This window comes from Ornithinimicrobium kibberense (assembly GCF_006519705.1).
Classification (GTDB): domain Bacteria; phylum Actinomycetota; class Actinomycetes; order Actinomycetales; family Dermatophilaceae; genus Ornithinicoccus; species Ornithinicoccus kibberensis.
In genome coordinates this window covers 47,098-57,926 of the sequence record NZ_VFXM01000020.1, presented here as the reverse complement: position 1 = coordinate 57,926, position 10,829 = coordinate 47,098, and the positions used below count along the sequence as shown (strand labels likewise).

The 10,829-nt window shown below is 70.3% G+C and carries 8 protein-coding genes; 4 read left to right on the top strand and 4 right to left on the bottom strand.

Annotation, left to right across the window (positions count from 1 at the left end; genetic code table 11):
* Window positions 1–67: 67 nt before the first annotated feature.
* Window positions 68–1,021: an NAD-dependent epimerase/dehydratase family protein gene (locus tag FJR00_RS15075; protein WP_141339473.1), complete on the bottom strand. Its 954-nt coding sequence runs from the start codon at window positions 1,019–1,021 to the stop codon at window positions 68–70.
* Window positions 1,022–1,085: 64 nt separating this feature from the next.
* Window positions 1,086–2,339: an ATP-grasp domain-containing protein gene (locus FJR00_RS15070; protein WP_141339471.1), complete on the bottom strand. Its 1,254-nt coding sequence runs from the start codon at window positions 2,337–2,339 to the stop codon at window positions 1,086–1,088.
* 71 nt (window positions 2,340–2,410) lie between these two features.
* Between FJR00_RS15070 and FJR00_RS15065 the strand changes: the two genes are divergently transcribed.
* From FJR00_RS15065 to FJR00_RS15050, 4 genes are read left to right on the top strand one after another with little or no spacing between them, the layout of a single operon-like run.
* Complete coding sequence (locus tag FJR00_RS15065; protein ID WP_141339469.1) at window positions 2,411–3,853, top strand: tyrosine-protein kinase domain-containing protein; 1,443 nt, start codon at window positions 2,411–2,413, stop codon at window positions 3,851–3,853.
* Between the two features lie 3 nt (window positions 3,854–3,856).
* Window positions 3,857–4,729 carry a cobalamin B12-binding domain-containing protein gene (locus FJR00_RS15060; RefSeq protein ID WP_141339467.1) on the top strand — a complete coding sequence of 291 codons (873 nt, stop codon included), beginning with the start codon at window positions 3,857–3,859 and terminating at the stop codon, window positions 4,727–4,729.
* Between the two features lie 47 nt (window positions 4,730–4,776).
* Window positions 4,777–7,299, top strand: coding sequence for an OpgC domain-containing protein (opgC, locus tag FJR00_RS15055; RefSeq protein ID WP_141339465.1), 2,523 nt, complete (start codon window positions 4,777–4,779; stop codon window positions 7,297–7,299).
* A 40-nt stretch (window positions 7,300–7,339) separates the two neighbouring features.
* Window positions 7,340–8,383 carry a glycoside hydrolase family 26 protein gene (locus FJR00_RS15050; RefSeq protein WP_141339463.1) on the top strand — a complete coding sequence of 348 codons (1,044 nt, stop codon included), beginning with the start codon at window positions 7,340–7,342 and terminating at the stop codon, window positions 8,381–8,383.
* Here FJR00_RS15050 and FJR00_RS15045 read toward each other — a convergent pair.
* Both FJR00_RS15045 and FJR00_RS15040 read right to left on the bottom strand, forming a co-directional pair.
* Window positions 8,367–8,810, bottom strand: coding sequence for an STAS domain-containing protein (locus FJR00_RS15045; RefSeq protein WP_141339461.1), 444 nt, complete (start codon window positions 8,808–8,810; stop codon window positions 8,367–8,369). The genes FJR00_RS15050 and FJR00_RS15045 overlap by 17 nt on opposite strands.
* Window positions 8,803–10,773, bottom strand: a complete 1,971-nt coding sequence (locus FJR00_RS15040) for a glycosyltransferase family 2 protein (protein ID WP_238330530.1) — start codon at window positions 10,771–10,773, stop codon at window positions 8,803–8,805. The genes FJR00_RS15045 and FJR00_RS15040 overlap by 8 nt, the downstream gene beginning before the upstream one ends.
* Window positions 10,774–10,829 lie beyond the last annotated feature (56 nt).

Below are 10,829 nucleotides of genomic sequence, written 5' to 3'. Positions count from 1 at the left end.
CCCACATACCCCAGTCCGATGATGACAGCATCAACAGCCACAGCTTTCGACTCCGCGAACGCGGCCATCAGCGCGCTCCTGCCGCACGGATGGCGGGCAGCTCCTGCTGGAACCAGGCAAGGGTCTCCCCCAGACCTTGCTCCAGGCTCACCGGCTCGACGTTCGGAAAGAGCGTTCGGAGGGAAGCGTTGTCGGCCTGAGAGTGCGGCACGTCTCCTCGCCTCGGCTCTCGGTGTTCGACCTCCGGTCGGGCTCCCGACACCTCCGCAATCCGGTCGATCAGCTGAAGCAGCGACGTGTTGGTCCCGAAGGCCAGGTTGACCGGCTCTGGGTGGACCACACGACGCTCGGCAGCGTCGAGCAGGGTGCTACTGACAGTGCCGACGTACGTGAAGTCGCGTGAGTTCGAGCCGTCGCCGTTGACCGGCAGCGGCTCCCCCCGCAGAAGGTGATCAAGAAAGATGGGGATGACGGCTGCGTAGACGTGACCGGGCATCTGACGCGGACCGTAGACGTTGAAGAACCGGAAGGCGAGGGTCTCGAGGCCGAACGACTGCTGGGCGGCCAAGGCATACTGCTCCGCGGCGATCTTGCTCACGGCGTAGGGGCTCATCGCACGGATCCACTCGCGCTCCGACTTGGGCATGGCAGGGTTCATTCCATATACCGACGAAGAGGATGCGACGACCAGGTGCGGACTCCCGGCCTCCCGGACCGCTTCAACCACCCGCAGAGTCCCAGTGGCGTTCGCCTCATGGGTGGCCACCGGATTTGCGATGCTTCGTGGCACCGAGCCCAACGCGCTGAGGTGGGTGACGGCGTCGACTCCGTCGACGGCCTGTGCGAGGGCAGCAGCGTCGAGGATGGACGCCTGGATGAACTCGACGTTGAGCCCGTCGACGTTGTGGCGGTAGCCAGTCGATAGGTCGTCGATGATGGCCACCTCGTGGCCGCGGCTTAACGCGAGACGAGCCAGGTTCGAGCCGATGAACCCGGCTCCCCCGGTGATGAGCAGGCGCATAGAGTCCCCATGAATGTGTTTGCTATGTGAGCGGAAGCGCCCAGCACTCTAGCCGCACCGAGCGCTATGCACCTAAGTCGTGCGACTGGTCGTTCATCCACATCCCTGTCAACCCCCGAAAGTGGGCGAGGAACTGCTCGTGCTCGTGCTCGGGATAGGTCGCGGTGACCGTGTCCACGAGCAGCCGGTCGAAGTCGTCCGAGCCGACCCACTCCAGGACCCGCTCCGGCAGGTGGGGCAGGTGCTGCTCGCACCATTCCCAGTAGCGATCGGTCTCGAACTCCTCGTCCGCCAGCCGGCGGTAGGCCTGCATCTTCTCGGTGTAACTGCGGTCGGGGTCGTCGGCGACGTCGAAGTAGGCCCGGGGCGAGCGCACCCCGATGAAAGACTGCCGCCCAGTCACCATGCAGTAGGCCGACCATCGGACGAGGGCGGTGATCGCCCATGGGAAGTAGTAGTGCAGCGAGGTCAGCGCCACGTCGGGGCAGGCGTTGGCGTAGTCGATCGGGTGCACCTCGTCGCCCTTGACGAGCATCTCGGCGCTGTTGAACTCCCAGCCGAAGAAGGCGTTGACCACCTTGCTGACGGTCTCGGCCTCCCACCCGGCCTGCGGGGAGAGGAAGTCGTGGGTGACGGCATACCTGCTGTGCATAGGCTCGCCGGGGCGGAAGTCCATGACCATGGTCTCCGGCCCGATCGACAACGCCCTTGCGAAGTGGTCGTAGTCGATGGTGGCCTGCAGGTGCATGAGCATGTTGCCGGACTCGTCGTAGGAGCGGTGCAGGCCCTCGACGTCGTCCACCCGGGAGACCCCGCGCCAGCCTCCACCGTCGAACGGCTTCATGTAGAGCGGGTAACCCACCTCCTCGGCGATACTCTCCAGGTCGAACGGGTCGTTGTAGCGCGACGCGGTGTAGGCCCACCGAACGTTGTCGACCGGGTTCTTGTAGGGCACCAGCACGGTTTTGGGGATCTTCATCCCCAGGCGCAGCATCGCGACGTAGGCGCTGTGCTTCTCCATCGCCTGGAAGGTGAACGGGCTGTTGAGCAGGTAGGTGTCGTCCATGAGCGACGCCTTCTTGAGCCACTCGCGGGGGTGGTAGTACCAGTACGCCAGCCGGTCGATGACCAGGCCGTGGCGGACCGGGTCGGTGAGGTCGAAGGGGTGGATGCGGACCCGCTCGCTGGCGAGGGTGTGCGTCTGGCCGCCGGCCTTGATCGGGCCGACCATGCCGAGGATGGACTCGAACGCGCGGGGCCAGTCCTCCTCCGCGCCGAGCAGCAGACCGATGAGGTGGGTGCGCACGTCGTTCGCCATGGGGGAACGCTACCTGTTCCGGTAGGTTTAGCGGCGTTTGGCCGATCGTCCACCGAGCCCGGGATACCTGCATGGAACTGTCTGACTACCTGCGCATCGTCCGGCGCAGCTGGCGGCTCGTCGTCGCCGTCCTGCTCGCGACCGTCGCGGTCGCCGCGCTGCTGACGGCAATCACGCCCCGGGAGTACCGCGCCGAAGCCGAGCTCTATGTCTCGACCGCCGGTGGCAGCGACGTCTCCGACCTCGTGCAGGGCAGCTCGTTCACCCAGCGTCAGGTCGCGACGTATGCCGACATCGTCACCACCCCTGCGGTGCTGGGACCGGTCATCGACGACCTCGGGCTGGAAGCCTCAGCCAGTGGTCTGGCCCGGCGTGTCACCGCCACCGTGCCTGCGGACACCGTCCTCATCAACGTGGCCGTCGTCGACGGCGACCCAGTGCAGGCGGCGGAGATCGCGAACATGGTGGCCGACCAGTTCGCCGAGACGGTGCAGGAGCTGGAGCGGGTCTCGGAGCAGGGAGAGAGCGCCGTCAAGGCCACGGTGGTCCAGCCGGCAACCCCGTCGGAGGACCCGGCCAGCCCCGACCCCTTGCGCAACATGGCGCTGGCCCTCGTTCTGGGTCTGCTGCTGGGCCTCGGTCTGGCCGTGCTTCGCGACCTCCTGGACCGTCGCGTGCGTGGGGAGGCCGACATCGCCCGGGTCACCGAGGAGCCGACCATCGGCGCGATCGCCTTCGACAAGGACGCCCCGGCCCACCCGCTCGTCATCGAGATCGACCCGCACAGCCCGCGCGCCGAGTCGTTCCGGGCGCTTAGGACCAACCTGCTCTACCTCGACCCGGACGACCAGCCGACGACCTTCCTCATCACCTCGTCCGTCCCCGGTGAGGGCAAGAGCACGACCGCTGCGAACCTGGCCCTGACGATCGCCGAGACCGGGTCGACCGTCTGCCTCATCGAGGGCGACCTCCGCCGGCCCCGGCTGCTCGACTACATGGGCCTGGAGAACGCCGCCGGCGTCACCGACGTCGTCGTGGGCCGCGTCGAGCTCGCCGACGTGCTGCAGCCTTACGTCGAGGGCCTCTACGTGCTCGGCTGCGGACCCATCCCGCCCAACCCCAGCGAGCTGCTCGGGTCGGACGCCATGCGCCGCATGCTGGAGCGGCTCAGCGCGGAGTTCGACTACGTGCTGATCGACGGCCCGCCGCTCCTGGCCGTCACCGACGGCGCCATCCTCTCCACCATGACCGATGGTGCCCTGGTCGTGGTCGGAGCCAACGTCGTCCGGCGGGACGAGCTGGAACGGGCCCTCGGCACGCTCGAGCGGGTGGGCGGTAAGGTGCTGGGCCTGGTCGCCAACCGGCTGGCGACCAAGGGTCCGGACGCCTACCAGTACTCCTACGGCAACTACCGCCCCGACACCGAGATCGAGGGGCGCGGCCGTCGCCCGCGGTCACGTAAGGCCCGTCGACAGAAGCAGACGCAGCCCCAGACACCGGTCGCCCAGGGGTGAGCCGTGGCGCTGTCGACCCGCACCCAGAACGCGCTCATCGCCGGGCTAGCCGCGCTCGCCGTGGGCACCTCGGCCTTCGCCGTGTGGAGCGTCAACCGGCCGCACCCCTCGCTGACCGACGCGCCGGCCTCGACGGCGGGGATCGACGCTGGCACCGACGCTGCTCCGTCGACAAGTGATGTCAGCGCGGACGAGAGCACGTCCGAGCCGACCACCGAGACGTCCGCCCCGTCCGACGAGTCCGCCACGGAGCAGCCCACGACCGAAGACGACTCCTCGGAGGTCGAACGGGCCACGGTCCGGGACTGGGTGGACGCGTGGTCCGACGAGGCCGACCTATTGGTGATCGGTGACGGTTACAGCAACATGCCGAGCCAATGGGTGCAGCTGTGGGGTGACGAGGTCGGCACCGACCGCCCCGTGACGATCCACCACTGGGGCGAGGCGCAGGACGTCACCTTCAACGACCCGATCGTGCTCTCCGAAGAGAACGGGCCGCAGCTGACCATCTGGAGCGCGAGCCGTGACGGCACGACCATCGCCGACGCCGCCGAGCGCATCGACCGGTTCGCCGAAGAGGCGGGCGGCGTGGACGCCGTCCTCATCTCGCTGGGGATGGACAGCGAGGACGAGGACGTCGCGGACTCCCTGGACGAACTGCTGGCCGAGGTCGACGGAGTCGCCGACGACGTCCCGGTGCTTCTCGCCGTCGCCCCGCCCGAGCTCTACGACGCCGGCGTGGCGGACGACATCGTCGCCTGGGCCGAGGACAACCACGACCGGGTCGCCGTCGTCGAGGTGGGGCCGGCTGCTCCGGACAACCCCACGGCCGAGGAGTGGGCCTTGGCCTTCGACCAGGTCACCTCCTCGGGCTGACCTCGCTGGTCTTCCTTCCGCGACCGCGCGGTAGTGTCTGCACCGACATGGCTTCCCGGTCGAGCACGGGTCCGACGCCGACGGCCACGGTCGAGCAGGACTGGCCCAGGGGGTGGGCCCTCGTCCTCGTCGTCCTCCTGCTCGTCACGGTGCCCGTCCTGGCGGCCTCCGCCGACCCCACGACCCGCCGACCGGCGAGCGGTGCCGCCACGACGTCATCCACGAATTCTCCCGACGACGGTCCCTTCCTCGCCGTCGAGGTCGACCGTGCTGCGGACAGCCCGGAGGCGCTCACGGACCGCCTGGGCCGCCCACCCGCCTACGTCGCGGTCCCCCTCGACCTCCCTCTGACGGGGACCAGCACGGTCGAGCTGCGGACGGCGGCGCTCGAGGCCGACGAGCTCGGAGCCGGACTCGTCGTGGCGGTCCGGCCGCACGCGGGCCTCGAGGACTACGACCAGCAGGTCGCGGACGGCGTGGCGCTCAGCGTCACGGAGGCGACCGCCGACCTCCAGGCGCCCGCCCTGGTCGTCCTCGGCCCGCAGATGAACACCCCCTGGGTCGCGTGGGGGCTGCGGCCCACGGCATACACCGACGCCTTCCGGATGACGGCCGAGGCCCTCCGGGCGATCGACGGCGACGTGGCGATGGTGTGGTCCCCGCAGGCGGGCGAGGGCTATCCGTTCCCCACCGACGCACCCACCCCGGCGGACGGCGCTGGGGACGCCGGCACCGACCCGGCCCTGGACACCAACCAGGACGGCGTCCTCGACGACCGCGACGACGCCTACTCCCCCTACTACCCGGGCGACGAGTGGGTCGACATGGTGGGCCTCACCATGCTCTACGACCCGCAGACGGAGCAGGGCGTGGCCACGCCCGTGCCGGAGCCGGACACCGCCCGGTCGCTGCTGGGCCGGGCCGAGGGTGTGGACCCGGACGGCTTCTACCAGCGGTATGCCGTGGACCGAGACCTCCCCCTCCTCGTCGACACCGGTGCGGCGTACCGGCCTGGCGAGGGCCCGGGGGAGACCGAGGTCAAGGCCGGCTGGTGGGACCAGGTGCTGCGTCTGCACGCCGAGGGCTACGACCGCACCGAGATCGTCCTGATGCACGAGATCTCCTACACCGACGCCGAGGGACGGGCGGTCGACCTGCGGGTCACCGACCGGCCCGACCTCGCCCGCTGGTTCATGCAGACCGTGGAGGAGCACGGCGTGCGCACCGGCCCCCTCGTCGCGCCCAACCCGGCCGCCGGGGAGCGGACCACCGGCACCACCCTGGACCGCCAGTCCAGCTGGATCGTCGTCGGGGTCGTGCTCGGTCTGGTGCTCCTGCTCTGGGCGGCCGCCCTGTGGGTCCGGCCGATGCGGGCGCTCGCCTACCCCGCCACCGGAAGGCGGGACCTGCGGGTCGACCTGCTCCGCGGGCTGGCCATCCTCTTCGTCGTGGTCGACCACCTCGGGATGACGTCGCTGTTCCACCTGGCCTCCCAGGAGGCGATCGGCATCGTGTCCGGCGCCGAGCTGTTCGTCGTCCTCGCCGGCGTCATCCTCGGCATCGTCTCGCGGCCGCGGATGTCCGTCGGCATGTTCGAGGCGGTCGACCGGGGCTGGTCGCGTGCCTGGCGGCTCTACCTGTGGGCCCTGTTCGTCCCGCTCACGGTCTTCGCCCTCAGCCACGTGCCCTGGCTCAACACGACCCCGGTCACCACCTACTCCGTCCCCACCGCCGGCCCGGTGGCCCCCACCTCTCCCCCGTCCTCCTACGACCTCTTCGCCGGCCTTGAGGGCCTGCTGCAGTATCCTGCCGACCCGTCGGTGGTCCCCCGGCTGCTCGGGCTGCAGTTCGGCCCGTGGCAGTTCAACATCCTGGGGCTCTACGTCATCCTGCTGTTCCTCAGCCCCTTCGTCCTGCACGCCTTCCACCGCGGGTGGACGGCCCAGGTGCTGCTCGTCAGCGGCGCGCTCTACGCCTTGGGCCAGCTGACCGGCCTGCAGGTGCTGCCGTTCCAGTCCGACGACGCCTTCCCCGTCCTGGCCTGGCAGCTGCTCTTCGTGCTCGGCATGGCGGCCGGCTTCTTCCGCCCCGAGCTGCTGCGGTTCCTGCGCAGCGGGACCGGTCGTGGCCTGCTCCTGCTCAGCTGCCTGGCCGCGGCCGGCTTCATGCTGCTGTCGTGGAACAACCCGTTCCTGTCCAACGCCTACGACGTGCGACTCAGCCTGGTCGACCCGGAGGTCTTCAACCCGCTGTACAACCAGTGGTTCGACCGCACGCAGCTACGCCCCGGGCGCCTGCTCAACGTGGTCGTGCTGGTGGTCGCGGCCTTCGCGCTGCTGACCGTGCTGTGGAAGCCGATCCACGCCCTGCTGGGCTGGTTGCTCGTCCCCCTGGGACGGGCCACGCTCTACGTCTTCATCATGCACGTGTTCGTCATCATCCTGGTGACGAACCTGCGGATCGTGCCCTACGGCGACGTGTGGCTGAACACCCTGGTCTACGGGCTCGTCATCCTGACGCTCCTGCTCATGGTGCGTTCGAAGTTCCTCTTCCGGTTCGTCCCGCGATAGATTGCCACCTCGCCCCACCCGCACCCCGGAGGTCGCACCGGTGCCCGCACGTGCCCGCCCAGCGCTCGCCACGACCCTGGTCGCGGCGGGCCTGCTCGCCGCCTGCAGCCCGGGCAGCGGAGGTGACGCGGCGTCCGACGGCGCCGCCCCGTCGACGGCGGCACCCGCCGCCACGAGCGTGAGCCCCACCGAGGACGCCTCGGCGCCCGCGGCGGAGGACCTGCCGCCGATCGCCGACGCACGGCTGCGCTTCGGCCTGGCCGTGCCCGAGGGGCCGACCGGGCAGACCCTGGTCGACCTCTCCGAGGCGGTCGGCGAGAGCCCCAGCATCATCCTCTTCTACAAGGACTTCGCCCAGGACCCTCCGCTGCACGAGCTGGACGTCGTCGCCGGACGCGGCGCCGAGGCGGTGCTGTCGTGGGAGCCGTGGCGGTGGGACGAGGGGGTGGACCAGCCGGACTTCCGGTTGTCCGAGATCACCGCGGGCCGCTACGACGACTACCTCGCCGACTGGGGCGAGGCGCTGGCCACCTGGGGCAAGCCGGTGACGGTGCGGTTCGCCCACGAGATGAACGGCACCTGGTACCCGTGGGGCGAGTCGGTCAACGGCAACGAGCCCGGTGACTACGTGGAGGCATACCGGCACGTCCACGACCGGGTGACCGAGGCCGGGGCGGACAACGTGCGGTGGATGTGGAGCCCGAACTCCCTGGCCGACCCTGCGGACGACCTGTCCGGGATGTATCCCGGCGACGACTACGTGGACGTGGTCGGGGTCGACGGCTACAACTGGGGCACCGCGGCGGAGTGGAGCACCTGGCAGAGTCCTGAGGAGATCTTCGGGGCCACGCTCGACCACGTCCGCTCGCTGGCGCCCGGCAAGGAGCTGGTCGTGGCCGAGACCGCCAGCACCGCCGTCGGTGGCGACCAGGGGCAGTGGGCCGCGGACCTGGTGTCCTACCTCGGGGAGCAGGAGGACGTCACGGGGTTCGTCTGGTTCCACGCCGACGACGACGTCGCCGACTGGCGTCTGCTGGAGGACAGTCAGGACGTCCTCGAGGATGCGCTCACGGACCGTCCGTGAGGTCGGGGCCGGTCGACCCCGGTTGCCCGTCGCCCTTCCGGCGGCCGGGACCTGCCCACCTCACCGGGGCGGGCGGCCGGAGGCGCCGGGTCGACGGGCTGCCAGCGGCCATGGCCTCGTGGACGGACTCGTGCAGGCGGAAGACCCGGTCCGTGCGGTAGCGCTGCAGGCGGTCCCGGACAGGCCCGGGGGCGCAGACCAGCCGCAGATCGCCGCCGGCCGTCCGGGCGATGCGCAGACAGGTGACGAGGGCCCCCAGCCCCGAGGCGTCGACCTGCAAGACGTCGGAGAGGTCGAGGACGACGTGCGGACCGGTGTCCGCGCACGTCCTGGTGACCTGCTCGACCAGCGCGGCGGCGTGCTCCCGGTCGATCCGCCCGTACGGGCGCAGGACCGTCCAGTCGGCCGTGCCGGGCGTGTCAGGCATCGACCGAGCTCCGCGGCCCGGCGGGGACGGGTGCACTCTCGGGCGCGTGCCCGCGGTAGCCGAGGGCCGGGATGAGGACTCCGAGCATGGCCAGGTCGTAGACGACCCAGACCAGGTTGACGCCGATGCCGACCGGGTCGCCCACGCCCCCCGCCCAGCGGACCAGCGCCACCGTCGTGGCCACGACGAGCAGCACCATGGCGATCAGCTGCGGCCGGACCAGCGTCCAGGCCGGCGGGGTCGTGGCGGTCGTGGTCTTGCGGGTGACGACGAAGGACAGCGGCCGGCCGAACCAGACGTTCTTGGCCGCCGTGCTGCACGCGCGGATCCAGACCGGGAAGAGCGCCATGTTGTACTGCTGCCCCCGCAGCGTCGGGATGCCCCACCCGGCGGCCACGAAGAGCAGCTGGCTGAGCACGAGGAAGGGCACGAAGCGCACGAAGAAGTCGGGTGTGAGCCCGTCCACCGGCAGGATGCCGAGCAGCAGGTAGATCACCGGGGCCGCCAGGAAGACCACGGCGGCGAACCCGCTGAGGTAGGACCACATCGTCGAGAGGTACATGAACTTCTGCCCGATGCTCAGGCCGCGCTGCGTCAGCGGGTTGTCCCGGAGGGCGACCTGCACGGTTCCCTGGGCCCAGCGGAGGCGCTGTTTGAGCATGGACTCCAGGTCCGTCGGCGCGAGCCCGTGGGCGAGGATCTCGTGGTGGTAGACGCTCGACCACCCCAGCGCGTGCAGCCGCATGGACGTGGCCATGTCCTCGGTCACCGAGTCGGTCGCCAGGGGCATGACCGGGTGCGCCTCGTGGCCCCGCTCGACGGAGATCGCACGGACCAGCTGGTGCACCATCTCCAGGGCGCCCTCGGGCGTCCACTCGTGGTGGGTGGCCCGGTCCATCGCCTCGTCGACGTCGTCGGTGTCGAAGCCGTGGGCCAGGCTGTCCTGAAGCTCCTGGACGAAGGTCTCGTCCGAGCGGGTGAGCGACCACCCCTCCCCGTGCGCGTCGACGAGGACTGAGTCGACGTGCCGCTGGAGCATGAGCGAGACGTCGGCCATCGGCGTCCCGGCGTCGAACTGCCGACGGGCCTCGGCGACCGCCCGGTCGACCTCTTCGATGAGCCGGGCGGCGACGGGGTGCTTCGCACCGGGTCGGCGCCTGGCCTGGCGCAGCACGGTGCGCGAGGCCGACAGGGACCGCTCCATGGCGTACTCGGTGTCGCGGACGTAGCCGAGGAGCCCCTCCTCCATCAGCGCCTCGCGACGCAGCAGGGCGTTGGACCCGCAGAAGAAGGCGGCGTCCCACCCGTCCTTGCCCTGCTGGATGGGCCCGTAGAAGAGCGGCGCCTGGCTGCCGAGCGGGTCTGCGGCCGGGACGTTGGTGAAGAACTGCGGCGTCTGCACGAGGGCGACCCGGTCGTCGGTGAACCAGCCGAGCGTGCGGTCCAGGATGTGGGGCGCCGGCACCTGATCGGCGTCGAGGATGAGGATGATCTCCCCGTCGGTCTGCGCGAGGGCGTTGTTGACGTTGCCCGCCTTGGCGTGCCGGGGGCGACCGACCCATTCCTCGCCGCGGGTCAGGTAGCCCACCCCCAGCTCGGCGGCCAGCGCCTCGACCTCGGTCCGTTCCCCGTCGTCGAGGATCCACGTGCGGTGGGGGTAGGTGATCGCCCGGGCAGCCTCCGCCGTGGCGCGCACCATCGAGGGTGGCTCGTCGTAGGTGGTGATGAAGACGTCCACGCTCAGGCCGGATGGCGCGGCAGGAGGTTCACCGCGCGGCCGGGCCCGCGAGACCGTGAGCCCGAAGAGCGCCACGTCGATGAGGGTGTAGGTCTCTGCCACGACGAGGGGCACGCCGATCCACCACGCGGCCCAGTTGATCGAGTCCGTCCACCGCCAGAACAGGTAGATCGTCCCGGAGACCAGGGTCAGGACCGTGAGGGTTCGGACCACCCAGAGGGGCACGACGGGACCTCCCAGATCGCATGACGGCGGGCCGGACCCCTGCCCCGACCATAGTC